Annotated in this window: 21 protein-coding genes; 12 read left to right on the top strand and 9 right to left on the bottom strand. The window is 52.5% G+C overall.

Features of this window, described 5'->3' with window-relative positions; genetic code table 11:
- The first annotated feature begins 12 nt into the window (after positions 1–12).
- From QOR60_RS05720 to hflX, 4 genes are all read left to right on the top strand, one after another.
- A complete protein-coding gene (locus tag QOR60_RS05720) occupies positions 13–642 on the top strand; it encodes a VTT domain-containing protein (RefSeq protein ID WP_283582412.1) in 630 nt (209 codons plus the stop codon).
- 21 nt (positions 643–663) lie between these two features.
- Complete coding sequence (locus tag QOR60_RS05715) at positions 664–2,517, top strand: monovalent cation:proton antiporter family protein (protein ID WP_283582411.1); 1,854 nt, start codon at positions 664–666, stop codon at positions 2,515–2,517.
- Positions 2,518–2,885: 368 nt separating this feature from the next.
- Positions 2,886–3,557: a histidine phosphatase family protein gene (locus tag QOR60_RS05710; protein WP_283582410.1), complete on the top strand. Its 672-nt coding sequence runs from the start codon at positions 2,886–2,888 to the stop codon at positions 3,555–3,557.
- A gap of 56 nt (positions 3,558–3,613) precedes the next feature.
- Complete coding sequence (gene hflX, locus QOR60_RS05705) at positions 3,614–4,888, top strand: GTPase HflX (RefSeq protein WP_283582409.1); 1,275 nt, start codon at positions 3,614–3,616, stop codon at positions 4,886–4,888.
- A gap of 76 nt (positions 4,889–4,964) precedes the next feature.
- Here the strand turns inward: hflX and QOR60_RS05700 are convergent, their stop codons facing one another.
- The 4 genes from QOR60_RS05700 to QOR60_RS05685 all read right to left on the bottom strand — a co-directional run bounded on the left by QOR60_RS05700 (position 4,965) and on the right by QOR60_RS05685 (position 8,187).
- Positions 4,965–5,969 (bottom strand): DUF6681 family protein, encoded by a 1,005-nt coding sequence (locus QOR60_RS05700; RefSeq protein WP_283582408.1) that lies wholly within the window; start codon positions 5,967–5,969, stop codon positions 4,965–4,967.
- A 13-nt stretch (positions 5,970–5,982) separates the two neighbouring features.
- A complete protein-coding gene (locus QOR60_RS05695) occupies positions 5,983–6,426 on the bottom strand; it encodes a hypothetical protein (RefSeq protein ID WP_283582407.1) in 444 nt (147 codons plus the stop codon).
- 70 nt (positions 6,427–6,496) lie between these two features.
- Positions 6,497–6,928 (bottom strand): Fur family transcriptional regulator, encoded by a 432-nt coding sequence (locus QOR60_RS05690; protein WP_283582406.1) that lies wholly within the window; start codon positions 6,926–6,928, stop codon positions 6,497–6,499.
- Positions 6,929–7,014: 86 nt separating this feature from the next.
- Entirely contained in the window at positions 7,015–8,187 is a 1,173-nt protein-coding gene (locus QOR60_RS05685; RefSeq protein WP_283582405.1) for a cation:proton antiporter, read from the bottom strand.
- Between the two features lie 164 nt (positions 8,188–8,351).
- On the opposite strand from QOR60_RS05685, the gene QOR60_RS05680 reads away from it, so the two are divergent.
- The 3 genes from QOR60_RS05680 to QOR60_RS05670 all read left to right on the top strand — a co-directional run bounded on the left by QOR60_RS05680 (position 8,352) and on the right by QOR60_RS05670 (position 12,153).
- The gene (locus tag QOR60_RS05680) at positions 8,352–10,769 is read left to right on the top strand and encodes a Xaa-Pro dipeptidyl-peptidase (RefSeq protein ID WP_283582404.1); all 2,418 of its coding nucleotides are present in this window, start codon (positions 8,352–8,354) and stop codon (positions 10,767–10,769) included.
- Positions 10,770–10,811: 42 nt separating this feature from the next.
- Positions 10,812–11,717 (top strand): proline-specific peptidase family protein, encoded by a 906-nt coding sequence (locus tag QOR60_RS05675; RefSeq protein WP_283582403.1) that lies wholly within the window; start codon positions 10,812–10,814, stop codon positions 11,715–11,717.
- Positions 11,718–11,835: 118 nt separating this feature from the next.
- Positions 11,836–12,153 (top strand): type II toxin-antitoxin system Phd/YefM family antitoxin, encoded by a 318-nt coding sequence (locus QOR60_RS05670; protein WP_283582402.1) that lies wholly within the window; start codon positions 11,836–11,838, stop codon positions 12,151–12,153.
- Positions 12,154–12,235: 82 nt separating this feature from the next.
- On the opposite strand, the gene QOR60_RS05665 is transcribed toward QOR60_RS05670, so the two are convergent.
- Positions 12,236–13,123, bottom strand: a complete 888-nt coding sequence (locus QOR60_RS05665) for an ROK family protein (protein ID WP_283582401.1) — start codon at positions 13,121–13,123, stop codon at positions 12,236–12,238.
- A gap of 424 nt (positions 13,124–13,547) precedes the next feature.
- Between QOR60_RS05665 and QOR60_RS05660 the strand changes: the two genes are divergently transcribed.
- Positions 13,548–14,831: a C40 family peptidase gene (locus QOR60_RS05660; protein WP_283582400.1), complete on the top strand. Its 1,284-nt coding sequence runs from the start codon at positions 13,548–13,550 to the stop codon at positions 14,829–14,831.
- Between the two features lie 178 nt (positions 14,832–15,009).
- Here QOR60_RS05660 and QOR60_RS05655 read toward each other — a convergent pair whose 3' ends face one another.
- Positions 15,010–17,169, bottom strand: coding sequence for an ATP-dependent Clp protease ATP-binding subunit (locus tag QOR60_RS05655; RefSeq protein WP_283582399.1), 2,160 nt, complete (start codon positions 17,167–17,169; stop codon positions 15,010–15,012).
- A gap of 101 nt (positions 17,170–17,270) precedes the next feature.
- Entirely contained in the window at positions 17,271–17,507 is a 237-nt protein-coding gene (locus QOR60_RS05650; protein ID WP_283582398.1) for a transcriptional regulator, read from the bottom strand.
- Positions 17,508–17,688: 181 nt separating this feature from the next.
- Here QOR60_RS05650 and QOR60_RS05645 point away from each other — a divergent pair, with 181 nt between their 5' ends.
- The gene (locus QOR60_RS05645; protein ID WP_283582397.1) at positions 17,689–18,876 is read left to right on the top strand and encodes an SAM-dependent methyltransferase; all 1,188 of its coding nucleotides are present in this window, start codon (positions 17,689–17,691) and stop codon (positions 18,874–18,876) included.
- Between the two features lie 92 nt (positions 18,877–18,968).
- On the opposite strand, the gene QOR60_RS05640 is transcribed toward QOR60_RS05645, so the two are convergent.
- Positions 18,969–20,936, bottom strand: a complete 1,968-nt coding sequence (locus tag QOR60_RS05640; protein ID WP_283582396.1) for a sucrose-specific PTS transporter subunit IIBC — start codon at positions 20,934–20,936, stop codon at positions 18,969–18,971.
- A gap of 222 nt (positions 20,937–21,158) precedes the next feature.
- On the opposite strand from QOR60_RS05640, the gene QOR60_RS05635 reads away from it, so the two are divergent.
- Both QOR60_RS05635 and QOR60_RS05630 read left to right on the top strand, forming a co-directional pair.
- Entirely contained in the window at positions 21,159–22,634 is a 1,476-nt protein-coding gene (locus tag QOR60_RS05635) for a sucrose-6-phosphate hydrolase (protein ID WP_283582395.1), read from the top strand.
- 40 nt (positions 22,635–22,674) lie between these two features.
- Positions 22,675–23,664 carry a LacI family DNA-binding transcriptional regulator gene (locus QOR60_RS05630; protein ID WP_283582394.1) on the top strand — a complete coding sequence of 330 codons (990 nt, stop codon included), beginning with the start codon at positions 22,675–22,677 and terminating at the stop codon, positions 23,662–23,664.
- Positions 23,665–23,767: 103 nt separating this feature from the next.
- Here the strand turns inward: QOR60_RS05630 and QOR60_RS05625 are convergent, their stop codons facing one another.
- Positions 23,768–25,093: a ClC family H(+)/Cl(-) exchange transporter gene (locus QOR60_RS05625; RefSeq protein WP_283582393.1), complete on the bottom strand. Its 1,326-nt coding sequence runs from the start codon at positions 25,091–25,093 to the stop codon at positions 23,768–23,770.
- A gap of 165 nt (positions 25,094–25,258) precedes the next feature.
- On the opposite strand from QOR60_RS05625, the gene QOR60_RS05620 reads away from it, so the two are divergent.
- Positions 25,259–25,717: a low molecular weight protein-tyrosine-phosphatase gene (locus QOR60_RS05620; protein WP_283582392.1), complete on the top strand. Its 459-nt coding sequence runs from the start codon at positions 25,259–25,261 to the stop codon at positions 25,715–25,717.
- Positions 25,718–25,839: the final 122 nt, after the last annotated feature.

Raw genomic sequence — 25,839 nt, 5'->3', positions numbered from 1 at the left:
GGAGGGGTTCTTGTGACCGAATTAATCCACGTTTTACTGCACTTTGATCAGTATCTGCTTCCCGCAGTGCACGCACTAGGCGGGTGGATATACGTGGTGTTATTTGTCATGGTCTTTATGGAAACCGGCCTGGTGTTTCTGGCGTTCCTTCCGGGTGAATCGCTGGTCTTTTTAACCAGCTCACTGGCCGCCCTTTCACCGGCACTCGATATCCGGCTTCTCGTCCCCCTCTTCTTCTGTGCGGCCCTCTTCGGTGATACGGTTAACTTCACCCTGGGCCGCTTGGTGGGCGACCGCCCGTGGTTCCAGCGCATGGTTTCATACCAAAAACGGCGCCAAACCCAGCAGTTCCTGCACAGGCACGGCGGCAAAACGGTCATCTTCGGCCGCTTTGTTCCGGTGATTCGCTCATTTCTTCCGCTGGTTCTCGGAACGAGCGGGATGGACTACCGCCGGTTTAGCTGGTACAACTTCTGGGGCGTGTTTCTCTGGACGGCGCTGTGTTCCGGCATCGGCTACTTCTTCGGCCGGATTCCGTTTGTCCAGCACCACTTCACCGTTGTTTTTCTGGGGATTATCGCGGTGTTTGCCGGGACTCCAGCCCTTACCCACCTAATCCAACGTGTTCGTAAAAGTCACTAAGAGATTGAAAGAGGTTCACCTATGAATTTATCGCTTGTTATTGTTGCCCTGGCCGCATTTGCAACCCCCATGTTGCTCTCGCGGTTTAAACTCAGCATCATTCCCACCTCCGTGGCGGAAATCATCGTGGGGATTATCCTGGGCCAGAGTTGCCTGAACGTAATCCACATTAATAGCCTACTCAGCGACCTCTCCACCCTGGGGGTCATCCTCCTGCTGTTCTTGAGCGGAATGGAAATCGATTTCTCCCTTTTCCAACGGAACCGCGAGCCGCGGACACCGCTTGAAAAAAAGGTCGCCCGCCAGCAGCCCAAACAACTCTCGCCCGTTTTAACCGCCGTGATTGCGTACACCCTGTGTGTGGTCACATCCTTTGCCCTCGCCCTGATCTTTAAGGTCACCGGCCTCTTTGGCGACATCTGGCTAGCAACAATTCTGCTGGCCACCATCGCCCTGGGGTTAGTCATTTCCCTCCTAAAGGAAAACAGCCTCCTCAGTAAGCCGTACGGCCAAACCATCCTGTTGATCGCGGTTCTAGGAGAAGTTGTTCCGATGTTAGCCCTGACGGTGTACGCTGCCTTGTACGCCGGCAAGGGTTCCAGCCTGTGGCTTATTTCGCTGCTTTTCATCGCCGGGGCCATTCTTTTCCGCCGGTTCAAGTCGTTCTTCACGTTCTTTGACCGGATAAACAAGCCGACGACTCAGGTTGACATGCGCCTGGCGTTCTTCGTCATCGTCACCCTCGTGGTCATTGCGGAGGCCACCGGCGCCGAAAACATTCTGGGGGCGTTCGTTGCCGGTATCGTGGTCAAGCTCCTTGAACCCAAGCGGGAAACCCTCCACAAGCTGGATTCCATCGGCTACGGGTTCTTCATCCCGGTGTTCTTCATCCTCACCGGGGTCAAGCTCAACATCCCAGCCCTCCTGACCAGCCCCAATGTGCTCATCATGATTGCCGTCATCTTCGGCGCTTTCCTGCTGGCAAAACTCCCCGTTTACTTCGGGTTGCGGCTGCGGTTTAACCGGGCCAATTCCCTGATGGGCGCGGTGCTGTCGGGGACCACCATCACGCTGATCCTGGCCGCCCTGGAAGTTGCCCAGGAGCTGCATGCCATTACCACGGCCCAGTCCGGCGCCTTCTTGCTGGCAGCAATCCTCACGTGCGTTGTGTGTCCACTGCTCTTCAACCGTGGATACCACCCCGCTCCAGAAGACAACCACAAAACAACGGTCCACATCATCGGCGTAGGGCTGGTTACCGTTGCGGCCAGCCAACAGCTGGAAAGCGACTGGTACGACACCCAGCTGTACACCAACATCGCCCGCAACTACTCCACGTATAATTCGGAAGCTAACCTAACACTCCTGGATTCGCTGGAACCGGCGGACTTAATTGCCAGCCAGGTCTTTGACACCGACGTGCTGGTCCTTTGCCACGGCGATAGCAACGTTAACTACCGGCTTGCCGTGGCCGCCAAAGAGTACGGCGTTAAGCGGGTCATCACCCGGTTTGAAAGCCGTGACCCGCTCAGTACCCACGAGGAAACGCTCCAGCGGTTGGGCATTGAATTCTACAGCATGTTTGACTTCAATGTTGGAAGCCTGCGTTCCCTCATTACCAGTCCGTCAACGCTGAAGCTCATTACCAGCCCGGACGCTCGCCTCTACGAAGTGGTTGTCAATAATTCAATCTTTGACGGCATGGAAATCCGTTACCTGCCGTTCATCAACGACATTACGATTTCCCGGATTTTCCGGGTAAAGCGGGCCATTGCCCCTCACGGTAACACCCGCCTGCAACTGGGTGATCACATCATCTTCTCGGGGAACCCCGCGGACGTGCGCGGAATCAAGCGGTTGGTAGAGCAGGATTAAACAATAAAAAGATAACGGTCATCGGCAGTGCGGTGACCGTTATCTTTTTGTTTACCACACCTTCCTAATCGGGCTCCGCTCACGTTCTTGTCTTAATCAGGCTTCGCTCGGACCACCCATGCGCAAATAATAAGCCCCTCCTTGACCGGCTTTACCGCTCTGCGTCACGCCTTAATTTATTTGCCCGGTGGTCCGGCTCCGCACCTTCCCTTAATCGGGCTCCGCTCACGCCCTTTTACCCCCATAACGCAATCTTCCTTGGCCGCGTTCCGCGCCCTTCGTCTGATTACCGTTATGGGGATAAGGCCGTGGCTCCGCACCTTATGCTATACTTAACCCAACCACCACACAGTAAGGAAGGCGATTCAATGACATTCTCAGTCTACATGGTTCGACACGGCCAAACCCAACTCAACAAGTACCGGCGGATGCAGGGCTGGTGCGACTCCCCGTTAACCGCCAAGGGGATTGCGGACGCCCACAAGGCGGGGCGGCACCTTGCCCAGGTCAACTTTGACCGCGTCTACCACAGTGACATGACCCGCACGGCCTGGACCTGCAAGATCATCATGGACGAAAACCAGGCCACCCCGCAGTTTGACCCCCCGACCGCACTCCACTACTTCCGAGAGCAGTGCTACGGCTACTTTGAGGGACAAGATTCCGCCAACACGTGGATCATGGTCGGAATGCCGCACGGCTGCAAGACGTTTGAGGAACTCATTACGAAGTTTTCCCTGGAAAAATCGCGCGACATGATGAAGGCCGTTGATCCGTTTCACGATAGCGAAAGCGACGCCGAGTTTTGGGAACGCGTCGATGCCGGCTTTGACCTGCTCCGGCAAAACCACCATGATGGCGACCGCGTCCTGCTCGTCAGTCACGGAACGTGTATCCGGAGCATCGTTCACCGGTACGCCCCGGAAATCGACATTGTCAAGGAGCGCCCGTTAAACGGCTCAGTTACCAAGCTGACCGTTTCACCGAATAACATCCAGGTTGCATACTACGACCACTACCGGGACGATCAGGAATACTAATTACCGGCCGTCCGGGGTGTATAATGACGGTGATTGAATAAACGAGGTGAGATTGGATGGAAAGTGTGTTGGATACCCCTCCCGAACCCGTGATTATTTGCGGGATTGAGAACGAACAAACGGACTTTGAATATACGATGGACGAACTGGGAAAACTGGCAGCTGCAAACAACATGCAGGTGGTCGGGGACGTGCGGCAAAAATTAGAAAAACCAGTTGCAGCCACCTACTTTGGCTCTGGTAAGGCGGAAGAAATTGGCCGGGCTGGCACCGCACTGGAGGCAGCTACTCTGGTGGTCAACGATGAGCTCACGCCTACCCAGATCCGGAACCTTGAGGACATTACCCACATGACCGTTATGGACCGGACCGCCCTAATCCTGGCCATCTTCGCCTCCCGGGCACACACCCGCGAAGCTAAGATTCAGGTTAAGATTGCCCAACTTCAGTACCAGCTTCCCCGGTTGCACACCGCTGGCGCCGAAAAACTCGACCAGCAGTCTGCCGGGGGCATGAGTAACCGGGGGTCCGGGGAAACCCAGCACGAAATGGACCGGCGGGTTATTGAAAAACGGATTAGCGCCCTTAATAAGGAGCTCAAGGACATTGCTAAGGAACAGCAGGTGAAACGGAAGCTCCGTGATAACTCAGGACTCAAGAGCGTGGCCCTCGTGGGATACACGAACGCCGGTAAATCCACGACCATGAACGGTCTTTTGAACCTCGTTGATAACGAGGGGGCGGTTAAGAAGGTCTTTACGAAGGACATGCTGTTTGCGACGCTTGATACGGCGGTGCGGCGGCTTAAGTTTGCCGACAACAAGGAAATCCTTCTCAGCGATACCGTCGGGTTTGTCAGCAAACTGCCCCACCAGCTCGTGAAGGCCTTCCGGAGTACGCTTGCCGAAGCGGCGCAGGCCGACTTGCTCGTTCAGGTGATTGACGCGTCCGATCCGCATGCGCCCGAAATGGTAAAAACCACCGAGCGCACCCTAAAAGAGATTGGCGTTACCAACATCCCAATGATTTACGCGTACAATAAGGCGGATAAAACGGGGCAACCCTATCCTCTCCTAACGGGACAACAGTTGACCTACAGCGCCCGGGACGAAGAATCACTTCGCACCCTGATTACCGCAATTAAAAAGGAGCTGTTCAAGGACAATGAGCAGCACACCTACCTAATTCCATTTGATCAGGGGCGGTTCCTAGAACTTCTCAACGAGCACGCCACCATCATTAAGACTGATTACGAGGAGGACGGCACGCGGATTACCGCGGAGGTTTCCCCGGAAATTGCGGGGCGGCTCCATCAATTTATCGCCGATTAACACTAACTCATCATGACAAAAACTCCGTGAACGGACCGGATTACCGGTTAATTCACGGAGTTTTATTAGTTAGTCGTTATTTCCAAAAATCACGAAATCCGGAATGCTTCTGCTGGGCCTGCCGCCGGCGGAGAGGCGGTTCATCCTCTGCCGTGGCAGCACGCCGGGAAGTTTGGTGAGTAGCCTGTTCTTCCGCTTCCATTTCCCGGGCCTGTGTCCGGTGCAGTCCTTCCCCGGTTTCCACACCAGCGGCCGCATGCTGGGGGTGTGCTCCCCGTTCGCGGTAGGCCACCTTAATGTCCAGGTCAAAGTCGCGCGCCTGGACAACCACGTCGGAGCGACCCGCAAACTTGTACGGCCCCTTAATAATTGCCGCGGATGCCAGGTACAGGTGGTACCGCGCCATTGCTTCGGCTGCTGGTAAAAGACCCACCGTCTTCACCCGGCCGAGTGGCAACCGTTCCATCTGGTTAACGCCCCCGTAGACTTCGAGGTATTTTCCCGTCTGAACAAGCTCGTAGTACGGCAAGGTTACCGGCGCACTTAACGCTGCCTGGCGCTTCCCGCTCCGGTAAATTTCCTGGTTGGACTTTCCGGCGTAATCCAGCTGCAGGTAGCCCTTCCGTTCAAGGTCACTGACGACCTGCTGAATATTAGCCCGTTCCCGGGAGGAAGCGGTAATCACTGCCGGTAAAAATTCCTGATCATCGTCAAACAGCCCGTTGGTTTGAATGTAACCTGGCTGTGGACCGGCGCTCCGCCGCATCTCCCCTTCTTCCGCTGCTTCCGGCGGCGCAATGTGTAGCCACCGCTCAATTACCGGGGAAATATCATAGCGGGACTTCTTGTCCTTCGTGAAGTAGTACAGAATGTTCAGGTACGAGAAGTACGCCGCTACCGCAAATGCAAGGATAAACAGGAATCCCCGGAAGTAAAAGCCGTTCGCAAAGAACCGGAGCGCAACGTATAACAGGTACAGGTTCCCGAGGGCCCCTAAGACCGTGTAAATCCGGTTCTTTAACTTAACGTTCACGTTAATGTAGCCAAGGTAGCTACTGATGATACTTAAGAAATTAAACATCTACCAGACCTCCCTAATTCCCGGCCTGTTGGTTGGCTGCGCCCTGTTGGTCATTTTCCTGTTGCTGGGCGCCGTTTGCACCGTTCGTGCCGTTTTGTTCATCATTGGTGTTCATGTGGTACGTCCGGTCACCACCCTGCTCGTTCTTCTCGGCGTTACCCTGGTTGCCGGCGTTATTTTGCTGGTCATTATTCTGCTGGTCATTCGCCTGTTGGTTATTATTCTCCTGCTGTTGGGTTGGAGCCTGGGAATTATCCTCCCGGTCTTTATCGTGTGATGGCGTTGCCGCCGGTTTTTCACTCTTTACCGGGGCCGGCGTAGAACTAACCTGTTCCTGCCGTGGTTTACCCTCAACCGTTCCCGTCGCCCGGTTCACCACAACGTTCGTCGCGCCAAGCGCAAGGACTGCTGATAAAACCGCAAACGGGGTAATAAACGGTGCTGGTCTGTATGCCATGTTCAACCCCTCCATTTCATTGATTTTCTCTATCCTACTACAAAATCGCGCGGAGGGTGACAAACTTTTATTAAGATTTGTCAGCCCGGTGCGCACACTGGGCACATAAACCATATACCTCAAAGCGGTGGCCTTCCAGCTGACACCCCGGGAGCTGGTCCCCGATCAGGTCCGCCGGGCATACCTCAACCTCAATCACCCGCCCGCACTGCCGGCAAATGAAGTGGTGGTGGTGGGTATGCTTAAAATCGCACTGGTACTTAACGCACATTCCATGAACCCGCGTTTGCGTTTCAATGATTCCCAGCTCACTAAATTCCTTAATGTTGCGGTAAATCGTATTGTGACTCATCCCGGGAAACAGGCGGTGCATGTACTCATCAACCGCCGTCACGTCAACGTACTGCTGCTCAAACTGACTTAAATACGTCAACAGCGCCCGCCGCTGCTTCGTTACCTTGTAGTGGTTCTGCCGTAGAAGGGCTAACGCCTCTTCGATCATTGCCGGCCGCCTCCTTATAAATAATAATTATTACTGTTTACCGATAGCGTAATCGTACCACGATTTAACCCCGCTGCAAACCCACACTACTTGGCTGTCCTTTTCTGCCGCCGGATTGCATTCTTCAGGATAAACGGGGTAACGAGCGTTGTTAGAATGATTACCATAATTACGCTGGAATAAAACCGCTCCGAAAGCAGGTGCGCCGCGTAGCCAACCTGCGCGATGATTAGCGCCATTTCTCCCCGGGAAACCATTCCCGCACCAATGACGTTTGCGGCCGACACACTCATTCCTAGCAACCGGGCCCCGGCACCGCACCCGATCCACTTGGTAACGAGGGCCAATAGCGTCATAATTACCACGAAAAACAGGTTTTCCCAGAAGCCATCAAAGGTCATGTTTAATCCGATGCTAACGAAGAAGACGGGGATAAACACCGCGTATCCAATCGGCTCAATGCTCGAATCAATCTCCTGCTTATACGGCGTCTGGGCCACCGCGACCCCCGCAAAGAACGCACCAACCACGTCGCTTAATCCGGCCAGCTCTGCCAGGTACGCCATCCCTAAACAAATGACCAGGGACATTAACACCACAGAAGCTGACACACTCAGCCGTTCGCCGAGGTGCATCAACAACGGCGCAATCCACTTCACGAGGAAGAAAATCCCAATAAAGTACACCACCTGGAAGAGCAACCCCAACCACAAGTTAGACTGCACGTGCCCCCCGTCGGCCTTGGAAACGTCACTAAAACAGCTAACCAGGACACTTAGCAGTAAAACGGCAATGATGTCGTCAATCACCGCCGCCCCCAGAATCGTCGTTCCCTCCGTCGAATCCAGCCGCTTGAGTTCCTTGAGCACCTCCACGGAAATGCTGACGGACGTAGCGGCAAAGAGCACTCCTAAGAAGATGGCCTCCTCCTGGCTGAAGTGGAAGGACAATCCTAGGAGGTAAAACAGGCCTACGGGGAGAACGACCCCGCATACTGCAACCGCCAAGGCCGGCTTAAAGAACCGTTTGAGAAGGCCCAAGTCACTTTCTAACCCCGCGATAAACATCAGGATAATCACCCCAATTTCGGCAAACGTGTGCACGAACGCGGTTGACTTTACGATTCCTAAACAGGCGGGGCCCACAATAATTCCTACCATTAATTGCCCGATTACCGCCGGAATGCCCCACCGCCGGCTCAGGTGGCCGGCGGCAGCCGTTGCCAACAAAATAATGCACAGGACTCCAAGGTACTCCATTTCCCCACTACTCCTTCTTCATCATGCCACCGTAACAATATAATCTACGCTTAATTATACTGATTTTGACGGTAAACCGGTAATTTTGTCCCGAAGCCTGCTATAATAAACGCAATTATTAACCGTCACCTTGAATTGGGGGCCTGCCCCAGAAAGGAATTGCCATGAAACTTAACCAGTTCGGGCGGATTACCGCTTCCCGCCAACAACAACGCCAGGAACTCGCAACGATTCGGTTTATCGATGATGAAAACTTAAAGTTGACTCCCACCGAGTTATGGGTGGACTTACTCGGACGAGCTTTCCCGGAGGCCCACACCCTGGCCATGAAGCAGCAAATGGTTGCTGGCTTACTGGCAACTCCCGAAGAGGCCGTCCCGGAATACGTGGCCCACGCTGCCGTCACCCCCACCAGTTTTTACCTGGTTGCCCTGCAGCTGCTCGGGTTTGAACCAGGCACCGACTTTGATGCGGCACAACCACTCGCGAAAATGAAGACCCTTGGGTTACCCTTCCACGAAGAGCTCCAGGATACAGCCGACCTCCTTGAATGCTGGTACGATTTTCTGGTTACCCAAACACCAACGGGGCAGCCGTTCATCGACGTCCTCGCAACCCGGGGGTACTTTGCGCCGTTTTATTCGCTCCCCGCTAGCCAAAAGCCCGTTATCTTTAACGGCAAGGCCATGCCCGTGTTCGACCCGGCAAAGGTAATCCGGGAAGTCGTTTACGTCGAGGCCCCACTTGATACGGACCACGACGGCCAGCGTGATCTGCTCCGCACAGAAATTATTCGCCCCGCAGAAACCACTGCTGGGTTGCGGGTCCCAGTTGTTTACACCGCCTCCCCGTACAACGAAGGAACCAACGATCAGCTGGGGGAGCACCTGACCCACAACGTGGACGTCCCGTTGAAACGCAGGACGCCCGACCACGCCCCGCAACCACACGCCCACCCAGAAGACACCCCGGTTCCCACGGCACGGCCGGTCCGCGCTATTACCAAAACAGCGGCCGCCTCGTTTACCGGTGAATTCGCGTACACCCTGAACGAATACCTCCTCACCCGGGGCTTTGCAGTCGTTTACTCCGCCGGAATCGGGACCCGCGATTCGGACGGACTCCGGACGTGTGGCTCCGCCGCTGAAACACTGGCAGCAACCAGCGTCATTGAATGGCTGGGCGGAAAACGAACCGCATTTACCGACCACGCCGCCACCGCCGCCATTCAAGCGTGGTGGAGTAATGGCAACGTCGCCATGACCGGAAAATCATACCTGGGGACACTCGCCACCGCCTGTGCAACAACGGGCGTTCCCAACCTAAAAACAATCATCAGTGAAGCTGCCATCTCGAACTGGTACGACTACTACCGCGACGGCGGACTCGCCATCGCTCCGGGCGGTTTTCCCGGCGAGGATGCGGACGTACTTGCTACCGAGTGCTTTAGCCGAACCAAGCAGGCTGCCGATTTCCACCGTATCAAGCCCCAATTTGAGACCGCCCTGCAAAATATTTCCCGGGAAATGGACCGAGAAGGAGGAACCTACAACGCCTTCTGGGACGCCCGGAATTACCTCAACGACCTGCATAACGTCACCGCCGACATCGTGATGGTTCACGGGCTGAACGACTGGAACGTTAAGCTCCGCAACGTCTTTAACCTGTGGAACGGGCTCAAGGAATTACCGGTTAAGCAAAAACTCATCCTGCACCAGGGCCAGCACATTTACATCAATAACTTCCAGTCGCTGGATTTCAGCGCCATGATGAACCTGTGGCTGACACACAAACTCTACGGCGTTAATAACGGGGCAGAAACTGCCCTCCCTGATGTGTTAGTGCAGGACAACACGCAGGAAGAAACGTGGCATGCCTTTTCCGACTGGGGCGGAACAGACTGTTCCCAAACGACCTACTTCCCTACCCCGGAGCATACGCTGGCTGCCGCTCCCGCTACGGGGCAATTATCCTACAACGACCACCTTGCTACCGCTGACTTTGACCATTACCGGGTCGATATTCCGGGATGGACCACCGCCCTATTGACGGACAAACCAACGGCCATGACCTCCAACCGGCTCGTCTTTAAGACCCAGCCACTGGATCACGATGTGTTTCTTGAAGGGCAACCCCAGGTGACCCTTCCCTTAGCAACCACCCTTGACCACGGATTAGTCAGCGTCATGCTGGTGGATTACGGGGCCGCCCGCCGGTTTAACGCCACCCCGACCGTGCTTAAACGCCGGGGAATTGATCACGGGTTCCACCTCCGCGAGGAAGACCTCGTTGAGTTTAAACTCGCAAAGAAAGAGACGCCGTTTAAGATGATTACCAAGGGCCACCGGAACCTCCAAAACCGGACCAACCTCTGGCAAACCGACGAGCTGGTCGCAGGCACTACCTACCCGGTTACGTTTACCCTCCAGCCCATGTTTTACCGGTTAAAAGCGGGCCACCAGCTTGGCCTCGTGGTGTACGCCACTGACATGGGAATGACCGTCCGGGGAAACGAGCGGGCCAGCTACACCCTGGATCTGGCAGGCGCCCAGCTGACGGTTCAGTCCCGGCCGGTCGTTTAAGTATGGTAGAATAAAAGTAATAACACTAAAGGAGTGGACTTTATGCGTCAAGGAACAACAATTGTTACCCTCGATAACGGCTACCACATCTGGACCAACACCCAGGGCCACGGCGACATCAAGTTACTGTGCCTCCACGGAGGCCCTGGTGGCAACCACGAATACTGGGAAAACTTCGGCGAACAGCTTGCCGATCTAGGCGTTCAGGTTACCATGTACGACCAGCTGGGATCATGGTACTCTGACCAGCCGGACTACTCTGACCCGGCAATCGCCGACAAGTACCTCACCTACGACTACTACCTGGAAGAACTAGAAGAAGTCCGGACAAAGCTCGGGTTGGATAACTTCTACCTGATTGGCCAGTCATGGGGCGGAGCGCTTGCCATGATGTACGCCCTGAAGTACGGGCAGCACCTGAAGGGGTTAATCGTTTCCAGCATGGTTGATAACATTGACGAGTACGTCACCCACATCAACGAACTGCGGGAAAAGACGCTTACCCCAGAAGCAGTCGCTTACATGAAGGAATGCGAAGAGAAGGACGACCTGGACAACGCCCGGTACCAGGGATACGTTGACGTCCTTAACCGCGAGTACGTTGACCGGAAGCAACCGGAAGCCATCCGGCACCTGATTTCAACGATGGCAACGCCGGTGTACAACGCTTTCCAAGGGAACAACGAATTCGTCATTACCGGTAAGCTGAAGCTGTGGGACATCCGGGATCAGCTCAGCCGGATCACGATGCCGACCCTGCTGACATTCGGGGAGCACGAAACAATGCCGCTGACGACGGCTAAGCGGATGGCACGGGACATTCCGCATGCCCGGCTAGAAACTACGCCGGGTGGGGGTCACCACCACATGATTGACAATGCGCCGGTTTACTTCGCCCACCTCAAGAAGTTCCTGAGCGACGTTGAGACGGGCAACTTTAACGAATAAGAAAAATGGTTAGGTTCTGTGTGAGCCTAACTATTTTTTTGCGCTATTTTAGTACCATTTTGCGTACAATTCATGGTACAACCATTGTGCCCAAGAAATTTACTAAGGAGGGATTTACATGCTTCAAACGCTTGACGCACCGCTAACTACGATTAGTGAACTCAAAAAATCACCTCGTAAAATTATCGACGAGGCGACTGAACTCGAAACCGGCGTGTACGTTCTCAACCAAAGCAAACCGGAAGCCGTAATTATGCCGGTTGAAGAATACGAACACATGGTTAAGGAAAACCGTCATCTCAACGAACAACTAGCAAACTATGCGATTCAACAACGGATCAGTAACCCTAACCCCACCCTTTTAAGCGACCGCGAGACACGCGGAAATGCGGCTGATAAACCGCCCGTTGTTGACCCTAACGACGGGTGGGATTGATAATGTACCAAATCACCTTACAAGTCTAAATACACAAAAAGACGGGCTCATCACCCGCCTTTTTATATATAACTGTTTTAAACTATGCTTCGTTCATTGCATCGCGTGCCAACAACAGGCATCCAGTAATCCCGGCATCATCGCCCAATGCACAGTGGACGATGTACTTGTCCAGATCCGGTGTCTTCAGGTAGTTATTCAACTGCTCTGCGAAGGACTCGCGAATCTTCGGGAAAAGGTGTTCCTGGTGGGAAACGCCCCCGCCAAAGATAATCATTTCCGGCGATAAGATCGTCGTAAAGTCAACGCAAGCTTGAGCCAGGTAGTACGCCTCAATGTCCCATGCGTGGTCGTCTTCCGGAATATCGTACGCCTTCACGCCTCCCTGCCGGGCTTCAACGGCCGGGCCCGCAGTAAGGCCTTCCAGGCAGTCGTGGTGATACGGGCAATGACCCTCGTAGTGGTCATCCGGATGCCGCCGCATGATAATGTGGCCCATTTCCGGGTGGCCGTACCCCTCAAGAATCTTTCCGTTTACCACGGCGCCACCACCGACACCGGTCCCAACGGTAAGGTACAGGCAACTCGTCAGACCCTTGGCTGCCCCACACTTCAATTCACCGTAGGCTGCGCCGTTAACGTCCGTTGTCCAACCGTACGGAACGGCAAACCGCTTCTTCATTTCGCCGAGAAAGTCATAGTTGGCCCATCCTGGTTTCGGGGTTGTCGTGATGTACCCGTACGTCGCTGACGACTCGTTAATATCAATCGGGCCAAATGACGCGATTCCAATCGCATCAACCGGATTCTCTTTAAAGAAGGCAAACACGTCCGCCATCGTTTCTTCCGGAACAGTCGTCGGAATTTTAACCCGTTTCTCGACCGTTACGTGGTTGTTCTCATCCGCCGTCCCAACGGCACACACAAACTTCGTGCCGCCGGCTTCAATCGCACCGTATTTAACTGCCATCCTGCATCGTTCCTTTCGCCTAAATAAATCGCTTTCTTTACCATTCTAGTCGATTATTTTGTAAAAGAAAAGATTTCTGTTAAACGTTTAGCAGAAATCTCCGTACACCCCCCATATATCCCCGCCAGCAGCATGCAGTTCACGACGGCCATCTGCATTAACTCCGATCACCAACGCTCGCCAATCCTAACTGCTTTCCAGCGGTTTATCGTTCAGAAATACCGCTAAATAAGCACCGTAGTTTTACTCTTTGAGCTATGTATGATAGACTGAATGTGTTTATGCGGTGTTTTTCGCCGTTTAAGTTACGTTCTTGTAACATTCTGACAATGTTCCTGCAATGCACAGCGTGTATCATGGGACGTAGATAACAGGAAAAGGGTATTTACTAAATTACGTCATTAATTTCTTAGGAGTGAATTTCTTGAAAAAAACAACAAAGACATTATTAGCTGGAACCGTTGGGGTTGCAGGTGCAATGTTTGTTACAACCGCAACGGCTAATGCCGATACAATCCATAAGGTTGTTGCTAACGATACGGTTTCTGGCCTTGCCCAGAAGTACGGCGTTTCAATCCAATCAATCGAACAGTTAAACAACATTAACAAGCAGACTGGGTTGATTTACCAGGGACAGAACCTAAAAATCCCAACAAAGGACGCTAATGAAAACAACGTTCAAAACTACGCCGTTCAGGCGGGAGATTCTCTTTGGGCTATTTCCCAGAAGTTCGGCATGACTGTTAGTCAGTTACAAAAGTTGAACAACATTCCGGCTAACGACACGTTAATCCACCCAGGACAAATCCTGAAGGTTTACGGTCACGCCGTTGTTGTCGCTGCTCCTGCTCAGCAGGAAACAGCACAGCAGCCGGTTGCTAACCAGCAGCCAGCGGTTAACAATAACCAGGCTCAACAGTTAGCTAACGCCGTTGCAGCGCAAAAGGCCGCTCAGCCACAGCAGCAAGCCCAACCGCAGCAGGTTCAACAGCGCACTGTTCCGGCTAACGTTCAGGCTCAGGTTAACTCAGCCAAGCAAGATCTGACTAACAAGAAAGGTCAGTTAAACCAGGATGAACAACATTTAGCTGCATTACAACATGCTGCTGTTACTCCTAACAACGGTTCACAGCAAAGCCAGGCTCAGCAGTCATCCGCTCCTGCTCAGCAATCACAGCAATCATCAACAGCACAACAGGCTCAGCAACAACAGCAGGTTAAGCCAGCCGCTGTTGCTCAGGCTCCTGCACAAACACAGCAGAACAACAACGCTAATGCCGCTGCTCATTCTGCTGCCATCCAGCAGGCTCAGCAACAGGTTCAACGGGACCAACAGCAGGTTAACCAGGCACAGGCAAACTACAATTCCATCGTTTCATACGCTGAATCCTTCATCGGAACACCGTATGTATGGGGTGGAATAACGCCGGCTGGGTTTGACTGCTCAGGCTTCACGCAGTATGTTTACGCCCACGAAGGCATTCACATCGGCCGGGTAACCACCCAGCAGGAAAATGCCGGGACACAGATTTCAGTTAGCCAAGCACAGCCAGGCGACCTGCTCTTCTGGGGCTCGAAGGGTGCAACATACCACGTTGGGATTTACGTTGGAAACGGCAAGTTCATTGCTGCTCCAGAACCGGGGATGTCCGTTTCAATCCAAAGTATGCAAGGCTTTGAACCATCATTCGCCGTTCACGTACGGTAATCCGATAACAACTTCATAAACAACTAATCTTAAACATGAACACCGGGACAACGCTATTTGAGGACGTTGCCCCGGTGTTTGTATAATACGATAACCCTGAATAAGGCATAACAAAAGGGCGAAGCTAACGGAATTCCCGCTAACTTCGCCCTTCTTTTATTTGACGTTTCCGCCAAACTTAGTCCTTATCATCATCCTTTTTCTCTTCTTCGTCCTTATCCTCTTCTGCCTTAGCCTGCCGTTCCTTAATAACCAGCTGACCATCTTCTATCACCGCTTCAAGGTGCTGAACGTCCAGGTGATCCAGGTAGTAGTCCGTTACCTTGTCCCGGATCTGCTGCTCGATTACCCGCCGCAGCGGCCGTGCACCCATCGCTTCGTCGTACCCCTGCTCAATCAGGTAGTCCTTGGCATCATCGCTAACGGTCAGGTCCAGGTGCTTCTTCGCTAACGTCGTGTTGACGTCCGCCAACATGAGATCAACGATCTGCTTGAGGTCGTCCTTCGTCAGGTGGGAGAACTCAACGATGGCGTTAAACCGGTTCAGGAATTCTGGCCGGAAGTACGGCGCTAACCGCTTCATCAGGTCAATATCCTTCTTCTTGTCACCCGTCAGCTCTTCGTTTCCAAACCCGGCGTTTGACGTTGCGATAATGACCGTGTTCTTGAAGTCCACGGTGTTCCCCTGACCATCCGTCAAGCGACCATCATCCAGTACCTGCAGGAGCAGCGTGATTACCTGCGGATCAGCCTTTTCAATTTCGTCCAGCAGGACAATTGAATACGGATTCCGCCGAACCTTTTCGGTTAACGTGTTGCCGTTATCGTCGTACCCGACGTATCCAGCCGTCGTCCCGATTAACTTAGAAACCGCCGTCCGGTCAGAGTATTCGGACATGTCCAACCGGATAATCGCATCCTTGTTACCAAACATATCCAGTGCCAACTGCTTAGCCAGTTCCGTCTTTCCGACTCCCGTTGGGCCAACAAACAGGAAGCTCCCAATCGGCCGGTTTCCTTCATCGAACCCAGCCCGGTTCCGCCGAATTGCGCGGGCAACCGCATCGACCGCTTCGTCCTGACCAATTACCTTGCCCTTCAACCGGTCGCCGATGCCCCGCAGGCGTTCAATATCACTTGCGCCCATCTGGGAAACCGGAATCCCGGTCAACCGCTCAACGGCTTCTGCGACATCGTTGACCGTCGCCGTCGTCTTCTTGTCCTCCGAATGCTGGTCAATCTGGGACTGCAGTTCCTTGATCTGCTGCTTATCCTTCATGGCTTCCTCGTAGTCTTCTTTGGCGGCCGCATCCTTCTGCTTCTTAGCCAGTTCCTTAATCTGGCCTTCCAGTTCCTTTACGTCGGCAACCGGATTCTGCGCTGCAAGGTGCGCCGCCGTCATGTCAAGCAGGTCAATCGCCTTGTCCGGTAAACTCCGCTGCGGAATGTACTGGATGGAGTAATCAACCGCTGCCTTCAAAACATCATCCGGCAATTCAACGTTGTGGTGCTTCTCGTACAGCTTCCGAATTCCCTGCAGAATCTTAAACGTGTCCGCTGCGCTCGGTGCGTTGACCGTCACCGCGTTAAACCGCCGTGCAAGGGCCGCATCCTTCATAATGGTGTTCCGGTACTCATCCTGGGTCGTTGCCCCGATGACGGTGACTTCACCCCGGGATAATGCCGGCTTTAAGATATCGGCCAGACCCTTTGAACCGTTCCCGTCGCCGGTACTCCCGGCACCAAGAATTTGGTGGATTTCGTCTAAGAAGAGGATTACATTGCCCCGCTTCTTTACTTCATCAATTAACCGCTGAACGTTTTCTTCAAACGCTCCCCGGAACTGGGTTCCTGCTTCCAGGCCAGAAATATCAACGCTGATAATTTCCTTGTTCTTAATGGCCGCCGGAACGTCCCCAGCAACAATCGCCTGGGCCAATCCCTCAACCACGGCCGTCTTCCCGACCCCGGCGTCACCAACCAACACTGGATTGTTCTTCGTCCGCCGGGAAAGAATTTCACTCGTCTCCTGGATTTCCTTGTTCCGGCCAATCACCGGGTCAAGGTTCCCCTGCCGGGCTTCTTCCGTTAGGTTACGGCCAAGCTTGTTCAGGATTGAATCCTTGCCATTTGCCTGCCCGCGCTTAGCGGCCTGCTGCGGCGCAACTCCGTCCGGCAGCTTACCGGTCTTCCGGTACTCTGCGAATTGTTCCGGAGTTAACTCGCGCCCGTTTACCAGGTAATGCCGTTCCGAATTCATTCCGTTCATCCCGCCCATTAACTGGTTAAAAATACTGTTCATGTCATCGTCAAATGGATCTACTGGAATCTTAGCCATAACACATTCCTCCTTATTACATCCTCTAATTCTTACGGTACTCGTTTAACGGCGAAAGTCCATCAACCTGCTCGTGCACGCCAACGGACTTCCAACTACGCTTACCCTTCATCGTCGTCCCGTAAGTAGTGCTCCTCAAGCTCCCGGAGCACTTCCCACATCCGCTTATGCTGCGCCTGAGCAAGTGCATCGAGATCCCGAAGATTCAGCGACGTTGCACTGGACTGCTGCTTATTGAACGACTTGTGCAAGGTCGTGTAGCCGTAGCCTGATTCCTTCGACACCCGGTAAATCGTTAATTGGTTTGCACCGAGATATGCCTTGATGTCGATCTTCATCGCCATCACTTCCTTACGTTTCTCAGTATACCACTTTTGTAGTATATGACAAGTGTAAACTACCAAAAATGTGAAATAATTTTATGACAACCATTGCGTACCGCAATTACTTACCAACAGTTAGCAAAAGCGTTACAATTAGTTTGGAAAACACTTCATCAATTCCAAGGAGGTCTTTCACATGATGAATGATTTGTTTTTCAAGGAAGTACTGAAACACTCGTTTAACTATCCGGTGAAGGTGAAATTTGCCGATGGAAAAACGGAACAGTACGGCGGTGATGGGACACCCGAGGCGACCATCACCTTTAACGGCAAGATCTCAATTCCTGACCTCATCAAGAACGCTTCGCTCTGCCTAGGTGAAGCCTACATGGACAAAACCGTTGACGTTGATGGTTCCCTTCAACGGTTACTGGTTTCCGCTTATGAATCAGCGGGCAGTTTCATGAACAACTCAAAGATCAAGAACCTCCTGCCCAAGAAGCAGACCCACTCGGTTAAGGACAACAAAAAGGACATTGCCGCCCACTACGACATCGGGAATGACTTTTATAAGATGTGGCTTGACCCAACGATGACGTACTCGTGTGCCTACTTTGAACACCCCGACGATACCCTCGAGCAGGCCCAAATGAATAAGGTCATGCACATTCTCCACAAGCTCCACCCTAAGCAGGGTGAATCACTCCTTGATATTGGGTGTGGCTGGGGAACACTGATGCTTACAGCTGCTAAGAAGTACGGCATGAAGGTTACGGGGATCACCCTTAGTGAAGAACAGTACCGCTACGTTCAACAGCAAATTAAGGATCAGGGGCTCGAAGGCCAGGCGGAAATCTTCCTCGAAGACTACCGGAAGCTGAAGCACGCCCCATTTGACTACGTGGTAAGTGTTGGGATGTTTGAACACGTCGGGAAGGAAAACCTGGCAGAATACTTCCAGCTGGTTAACCAGTTTCTCAAGGACGGGGGAACGGCCCTCATTCACGGAATTACCCGGCAACAGGGCGGGGCGTACAATGCCTGGCTTAATAAGTACATCTTCCCGGGCGGTTACATTCCGGGAGTCGTTGAAAACATTGATCACATCGCCAACGCCAACCTGCAGATTGCTGACCTTGAGAGTCTCCGGCGGCATTACCAGAAAACACTGGAAATTTGGGACAAGAACTTTAACGCTCACCGCCAAGAAGTTGAGCAGATGTTTGACGAACGGTTCGCCCGGATGTGGGACCTCTACCTCCAGGCCTGTGCGGCTGTTTTCCAGGTGGGAAACGTGGATGTCATGCAGTACCTGTTGACTAAGGGCCCAAGTGGCGCTGGTCTTCCAATGACGCGCAACTACGTCTACGAAGACGAACAGTAGTCTTAATGCAAAGATTCAGGATAAACAAAATCCGAGGAACCAAACTGGTTCTCCGGATTTTTACTTGTCTTTAGTTTATGAGAGAAGCACGGTTATTCCTTAACCGTAACAGCAATTAATTGGTCGCCGTGTTCCACCTTTGATTCGGTAATCCGGTCAACGGCGGCGTAGTTCGCCGTGTTAGTAATAACCACCATGACTGTCGGGTCAAGGCCGGCATCCTTTACCTGCTGGATGTCAACCGTCCCCAGCTTGTCACCCTTCTTAACGTGCTGGCCCTGCTTAACAAATGATTCAAACGGGGCACCCTTCAGGTTAACGGTATCGATCCCAATGTGGATTAATACTTCAGCACCGTTATCGGACTTCAATCCGTAAGCATGCTTCGTTTCGTATGCAATCGTAATTTCACCGTCGACTGGCGCGTAGATTGTTCCGTCACTCGGAACAACAGCAGCCCCGTTCCCCATCATTAACGTGGAGAAGACCTCGTCATTTACATCAGTTAAACTCTTTGACTGGCCGGTAACCGGGGAAGCAATGATTTCGTCGTTTAGACTTAATTCTTCCTTAGCAACCTGTTCTGCCTTGGCATCAACCGCAGCGGCTTCGTCGGCAGAAACGGCCGTGGCACTTTCCTGAACCATTGCACTGGCCGGGTTAACCTGGTCGATGTGCTTCTTCCCGTACACAAAGGTGATGATGAAGGCGACGACGAAACTCAGTAATTCACACCCAACGTAGAACGGCAGCGTCAACCGGGAAGCAATGTGGATTGATAAGAACCCTAAGAACCCGGCGGAACCGAGGGAAGCGGCCCCTAACTTGCATAGCCCAGCAACAAATGATGCCACACACGAACCAACTAAAGCACAGAAGAACGGGAACTTGAACTTCAGGTTAACCCCGAAGATGGCCGGTTCCGTAATTCCCAGCAGTGCTGAAACACCGGCTGATGAGGTCAAACTCTTCATCTTGCTGTCCTTAGTTAACCGCCAGATGGCGAAGGTTGCGGCCCCCTGAGCAACGTTGGCCATGGAAGCAACGATAAAGATGAAGTCCCCAACCCCCTTACCGTGCTGTAAGGCGGTAATTAACTGGGTTTCGATGGCCGGGAAACTCTGGTGCAGCCCAGTCAGCACAATCGGTGAGTAGCAGGCCCCAAAGATTCCCATTCCGATAGCACCAGTCATGTGGTACAGCCAAACAATAAAGTCTGTCAGGTACTCAGAAACGGCCCGCATAACCGGCCCAATCAGGACAAACGTCAGGAAGCCGGTAATGATCACGGACAGTAACGGGGTGAACGTAAAGTCCACGGCTTCTGGTAAGTGCTTGTGGAAGAACTTCTCCAGAATGGACAGGACCCATACGGCCGCCAATACCGGGATAACCTGGTACGTGTACGGTGTCTGGGAAACGTGCATCCCAAATAGCACCCATGAGTGGCCCGCAATCAAACTCGGGGACGTCATCATCATCCCGATCATCCCACCGAGGAATCGGTTAGCGCCAAACCGCTTAGCAGCAGAAAAACCAACCAGAATTGGTAAGAAGATGAACGGTGCGGACGACATAACCTGAATCATGTTTGAGATTGGCTTGAGCCACGGCACCATCGTAACAACGGCCTGAGGGCCAAAGAGTCCCTTTGACGTAATGAAGTTGTTTAACGCCATCATAAGCCCGCCGGCAACCAGGGCTGGAATCAGCGGAACAAAGATGTCGGATAACAGCTTAACAAACGCCATGATTGGGTTAACGTGCTTCCCCTTCGCAGCAATCTGCTTCAGGTCATCAGTCGAAGCCTGCTGAACCCCCGTCTGCTTAACCATTTCGTCGTAAACGTTATTAACGTCACCAGGGCCAATAATAATCTGGAACTGCCCGTTCGTACTGAACGTTCCCTTGACCCCATCGTTATTATCCAAAGCTGCTTGATCAACCTTAGATTCGTCCTTTAAGACCAACCGCAGCCGTGTTGCACAGTGGGCAGCGGCAACAATGTTGTCTTCGCCGACCGCTTTAACGACGTCGGCAGCGACCTTCTTGTGATCCATGGTAAACACTCCTTTACCGTAAATGATAATTGCAATGGAAACGTTTTTATAACTTCCAAACTCTATTATCCAGCTTTTTCTCCGTCTGTCAAACGTTTATCAGAAAAAATGCCGTCTTTATCCTTCTTTTTTAACTATGAAACGATAACATGATATGCGTTTGACATAAAAATCACCGCCCGCTAGAATAGCAATAGATAACGTTTTCAAGGAGGACTACTAATGGAATGGACGCGCGAACAGCGGTATTTACCATATGCTGACTGGGATGCTCAAACACTACTTCAACTGCAGGCACAAGCAGCCCGGTCACAGTACCAGCTGCACTATCACATTCATCCCCAGTCGGGACTGCTAAATGATCCCAACGGGTTTTCATATTTTAACGGGGAGTGGCACGTCTTTTACCAGTCGTATCCCTTCGGTCCGGTTCACGGGTTAAAGTCATGGATGCACCTCACGTCGTCAGACCTTGTGCACTGGGAAAACCAGGGACTCGCCCTTGCGCCTGATACTCCGTATGATAGCCACGGGGCGTATTCTGGTTCAGCGATGGTTGTTGATAACCAGCTGATGCTGATGTACACGGGCAATCACCGGGACGAAAACTGGGTCCGGACCCCATACCAATTAGGCGCCATGATGGCTCCGGACGGAACAATCACCAAGCTGCCGGCCCCGCTAATTACCCCTCCTGACCACGTCACCGAACATTTCCGGGATCCCCAGCTAATTAAACGGGGCGATACCTACTACGCCATCATCGGGGCCCAGGATAAGCAAACCCTGACCGGACAAGTAGCGGTCTACTCATCCTCCGACCTGCACGAATGGCACGACCAGGGTTACCTTCAGTTTAGTAAGGACGACATGGGCTACATGATCGAATGTCCGAACCTTGTGTGGGTTGACGGACGCCCGGTTCTTATCTTCTGTCCACAGGGACTTGCCCAGGAAGTGCAGCACTACGCCAACATTTACCCGAACATGTACCTCATTGGTGATGACTGTGATCTCACCACCCCGGCGATCACCAACGCCACCACGCCGACCAACCTTGACGATGGGTTTGACGTGTACGCCTCCCAGGCATTTAACGCCCCGGACGGCAACATATACATGATTAGCTGGGTGGGACTTCCCGATTGTACCTACCCCACGGACGAAGAAGGTTGGGCAAACTGCCTTAGCCAAGTCAAAGAACTCCACGTAACGCCTACTGGAGAGTTAATTCAACAGCCAGTGACTGCAATGAAGGACCTTCGGGGAACCAAGCAAGCACTTAACGGCGCAATTTCCCGGGAAATTACCCCACTAATTGCGGATGCCGGTAACCACTACGAGTTGCACCTGCACTTTAAGAGTTCAACCCAGGGAACCGTCTTCCTTGCTGGCAATGCGGATTGCACCCACGCTATTCAACTTCGCTTTGATACCACCACCGGAAAGCTAACCCTTGACCGTGGTCAGGCGGGAAAGGCGGTCAACCCGGAATACGGAACGACCCGGTCAATCGCCCTCCCAGCAACCGCCCCCCTTGACCTCGACATCTTTATTGATGCTTCACTGGGGGAAATCTTTATTAATGGGGGGCGGCACGTTATGACCTTCCGCTTCTTCCAGGAGCAAGCTGCCACAACGGTCACTCTTACTGGTAACGGCCACTTTGACGGGGAATACTGGCCGCTTGCCCTATAACGGTTAGCCAAACAACCAACTTATTTAGGGGGAATGAAACATGCACCGTCCAACATTGAAAGACGTTGCCCGGGAAGCACAGTGCTCGGTGACGACCGTTTCCCGGGTAATCAACCACTACGGTTACCTGAGCGAAAAGACGATTAACGCGGTTCACGCTGCAATGAAAAAACTTAACTACCAGCCCAACTCCCTGGCCCGCTCACTTCAGGGGAAACGAACCCACTTAATTGGCGTCATCGTTCCGTCGATTACAAACCCGTTTTTCGCCGAGCTGGTCGAGGAAATTGAAAACGAACTGCTGCGCAATAACTACAAAATGATCCTGTGTAACAGTGTGACAAACAAGGAAAAGGAGCGCGCCTACCTGCGCATGTTGATTGCCAACCAGGTGGATGGCGTAATCGCCGGTGCCCATAATCTCGGCATTGGTGAATACCAGCGAACGGGCCTGCCAATCGTTTCGTTTGACCGCCAGTTGGCGCCCCACATCCCAATCGTGTCGTCCGATAACTACCAGGGAATGGTGCACGCGGCCCGGGCCATGTACCGGACTGGTGCCCGGCATATTTATTTCCTGGGAAATCCCCATGATGAGGCCAACCCGACCATTCAACGGCTCCGGGGATACCAGGATACGGTGCACAGCCTTGGACTTCAGCCCCATATCTGTCCGGTCCGGTTTGATGATTCGCCCGCGGTCAAAAAAATTACCATTAAGGACATGCTGACTAACCACCATCCTGACGCGGTGGTGTGCACGGACGACCTCACCGCCCTTTTAGTCCTCCAAACGGCGCAAGAACTGCACATTAACGTTCCAACTGATTTGCGGGTAAGCGGCTTTGACGGCACCAAGCTAATTCAGAACTACTGCCCGGAATTGCCGACGGTTGTCCAGCCAACACGAGACATTGCCGCGGTGCTTGTCAACTTCCTCAAGCAACGGATTGAAACGCCGGATAAGCCCGTCACTGAATCACCGTGTATTCTTCCGGTGACGTTTCGGGCGGGGAACCTTGCCAATTAACTCACAGCAAACAATAAGCGAGCTAAGGAACCAGCTTTCCTTAACTCGCTTGTTTTATATCTCTCAAAAGAACGGGGACATAAAGGACCCGTACTTTATGGTTCTAAAATCCATTTAACTCCCGCAAAGCAGTGTAAATCGGCCGGCCTCCCAGCCAATCGTTCACCAGGTATGCCACCAGCGTAACCACAATCAACGGCATCATGTGTTTAATACTCCCGACCATCTCAGAAATAAGCACTACCGCGGTAAACGGCGCCTTTTCAATTGCACCGAAGTAGGCCGCCATCGCGTAGATGACGATGTTGAGGAAGTACCCGGAAGCAAGCAATCCCATGTGAACCATCACGCTCGCATATAAGCCACCAGCCGTTGCCCCGAGAACCAAAATCGGCATGAAAATCCCCCCTGGAACCGACGCACCGTACGAGACCATCGAAAAGACAAACCGGATAATCAACAGGAGTAGTAAAATTCCAACCCCGGACATCCTGTCCATAATGTACGCACTGAAGTGGGGACTGGTAATATCAAGGATAAAGTTATGACTTCCTCCCAGCATTTTGCAGTAGAACAACCCTAACGGAATGACCAGTAAAAGCGGCACGACACAGTGCCAGGCCCGCGGAATAATCTTTAGTTTGCCGTACCAGTGAGGTAAACTTAAAATCACCCACTGGTAGAGAAAGGCAAAGAACCCAAGAATTAGCCCCAACAGAATTAACTGCCAGTACTGCGCTAACGGCACGCTAAAATCATAAATCAGGTGTAAGCTCGGCGTTAACCCAAAGAAGATGAGCGTTACCATGTCAGAAACAATCGCAGCAGTCAGGGCCGCTAACCACACGACGGTTGAAAAATCCTGGGTAATTTCTTCAATTAGGAATAACGCCCCGGCAAGCGGCGCACTGAACGCCGCGGACAGCCCCGCAGCAACCCCGCTAGCAATCAACGTATTCCGCTCTTGCTTGGTACTCGGAAACAGGTCGTCCGCCACTCCCTGAGCGACGCACGCTCCCATTTGAATACACGGACCTTCCCGGCCAAGAAACAGCCCCGGACAAATCGCCATCAGCCCCCCGACAAATTTCCGCCAAAGGACGGGCCACCACTTAATTTCAAGCGTGCCGTCAAGGATGGCTTCTGTTTGCGGAACCCCGGAACCCGTAATGTTGCGTAACTGCGGCCGGATAATAAACCCCAGGACTAACGCTAGAATAAGCGTTGCAATTACGTACCCGATAATGGTTACCGGATGATGAAACATGTACGGGTAAATCAGGTACAACCACTTCATCGTATGATCGATGATTAACCGAAAGATACTAACGATTAATCCCGTAATCGCTCCGACTACCGCACTCTTCGCAATTAAAATGAAGTTCTTCGTCTGAAATGCTGGCCGAAGAACTTCCCTTACACTTTCCATTGGACCGTCGCTTCTTTCTCCTTCACTTTATTTTCATTATATGATTATCATCGAAAAAATTAAAATCATTGCCGCATGATTACTGTGTACCCGGATAATCATAAATCGTTGTCAAATCGCGTAACTTTCCGTATTCTAGTATTAAACAAGAAAGGGGAGAGAATGATGACAAACGTCCTATTTGTATGCTTGGGGAATATTTGTCGCTCACCCATGGCAGAGGCGATGATGCGCGATCTTGTAGCCCAAACTCACCTGACGTCCCAAATTACGGTTGATTCAGCCGGAACAAGTGCTCAGGTTGGAAGCCAACCCCACGAGGGAACCCAACAGATTTTAGCGACCCACCATATTCCAGCAACCGGATTGGTTTCACGCCAAATTACCACCCAAGATTTTGTTAACAACGATTACATTATTGGCATGGATGCTATGAATCTGCGGGATCTTCGGGCAATGGCTCCTCAGGGAACAGCGGCTAAAATATACGGAATTAATGATGTTTTACCAGATAAAAAGGGCCAACCAATTGCTGATCCGTGGTATACACACAACTTTAATGCAACATATAATGATTTAAGCGCAGCACTTCCGGCATGGTTAGCGTTTATTCAGAAACAATAACAAACAAAAAGAGGAGTTCCATCATTGGAACTCCTCTTTTCCATTGCACGGCGACGTCCTACCCTCACAGGGGGCGGTCCCCCAACTACTCTCGGCGCGCTGAAGCTTAACTGCTGTGTTCG

Origin of the sequence: Ligilactobacillus hohenheimensis, from assembly GCF_947381805.1 — a bacterium.
Classification (GTDB): Bacteria; Bacillota; Bacilli; order Lactobacillales; family Lactobacillaceae; genus Ligilactobacillus; species Ligilactobacillus hohenheimensis.
Note: the sequence above shows the minus strand (reverse complement) of the source record. Positions and strands in the feature narration are given on the sequence as shown.

What these genes read in the sequence shown, in the direction of transcription:
- QOR60_RS05650 (WP_283582398.1), bottom strand. Translation starts at nt 17,507, where the DNA reads ATGAAGATCGACATCAAGGCATATCTCGGTGCAAACCAATTAACGATT.
- QOR60_RS05680 (WP_283582404.1), top strand. Translation starts at nt 8,352, where the DNA reads ATGAAACTTAACCAGTTCGGGCGGATTACCGCTTCCCGCCAACAACAA.
- hflX (WP_283582409.1), top strand. Translation starts at nt 3,614, where the DNA reads ATGGAAAGTGTGTTGGATACCCCTCCCGAACCCGTGATTATTTGCGGG.
- QOR60_RS05710 (WP_283582410.1), top strand. Translation starts at nt 2,886, where the DNA reads ATGACATTCTCAGTCTACATGGTTCGACACGGCCAAACCCAACTCAAC.
- QOR60_RS05715 (WP_283582411.1), top strand. Translation starts at nt 664, where the DNA reads ATGAATTTATCGCTTGTTATTGTTGCCCTGGCCGCATTTGCAACCCCC.
- QOR60_RS05620 (WP_283582392.1), top strand. Translation starts at nt 25,259, where the DNA reads ATGACAAACGTCCTATTTGTATGCTTGGGGAATATTTGTCGCTCACCC.
- QOR60_RS05665 (WP_283582401.1), bottom strand. Translation starts at nt 13,123, where the DNA reads ATGGCAGTTAAATACGGTGCGATTGAAGCCGGCGGCACGAAGTTTGTG.
- QOR60_RS05700 (WP_283582408.1), bottom strand. Translation starts at nt 5,969, where the DNA reads ATGTTTAATTTCTTAAGTATCATCAGTAGCTACCTTGGCTACATTAAC.
- QOR60_RS05685 (WP_283582405.1), bottom strand. Translation starts at nt 8,187, where the DNA reads ATGGAGTACCTTGGAGTCCTGTGCATTATTTTGTTGGCAACGGCTGCC.
- QOR60_RS05625 (WP_283582393.1), bottom strand. Translation starts at nt 25,093, where the DNA reads ATGGAAAGTGTAAGGGAAGTTCTTCGGCCAGCATTTCAGACGAAGAAC.
- QOR60_RS05690 (WP_283582406.1), bottom strand. Translation starts at nt 6,928, where the DNA reads ATGATCGAAGAGGCGTTAGCCCTTCTACGGCAGAACCACTACAAGGTA.
- QOR60_RS05635 (WP_283582395.1), top strand. Translation starts at nt 21,159, where the DNA reads ATGGAATGGACGCGCGAACAGCGGTATTTACCATATGCTGACTGGGAT.
- QOR60_RS05630 (WP_283582394.1), top strand. Translation starts at nt 22,675, where the DNA reads ATGCACCGTCCAACATTGAAAGACGTTGCCCGGGAAGCACAGTGCTCG.
- QOR60_RS05670 (WP_283582402.1), top strand. Translation starts at nt 11,836, where the DNA reads ATGCTTCAAACGCTTGACGCACCGCTAACTACGATTAGTGAACTCAAA.
- QOR60_RS05640 (WP_283582396.1), bottom strand. Translation starts at nt 20,936, where the DNA reads ATGGATCACAAGAAGGTCGCTGCCGACGTCGTTAAAGCGGTCGGCGAA.
- QOR60_RS05655 (WP_283582399.1), bottom strand. Translation starts at nt 17,169, where the DNA reads ATGGCTAAGATTCCAGTAGATCCATTTGACGATGACATGAACAGTATT.
- QOR60_RS05675 (WP_283582403.1), top strand. Translation starts at nt 10,812, where the DNA reads ATGCGTCAAGGAACAACAATTGTTACCCTCGATAACGGCTACCACATC.
- QOR60_RS05695 (WP_283582407.1), bottom strand. Translation starts at nt 6,426, where the DNA reads ATGGCATACAGACCAGCACCGTTTATTACCCCGTTTGCGGTTTTATCA.
- QOR60_RS05645 (WP_283582397.1), top strand. Translation starts at nt 17,689, where the DNA reads ATGATGAATGATTTGTTTTTCAAGGAAGTACTGAAACACTCGTTTAAC.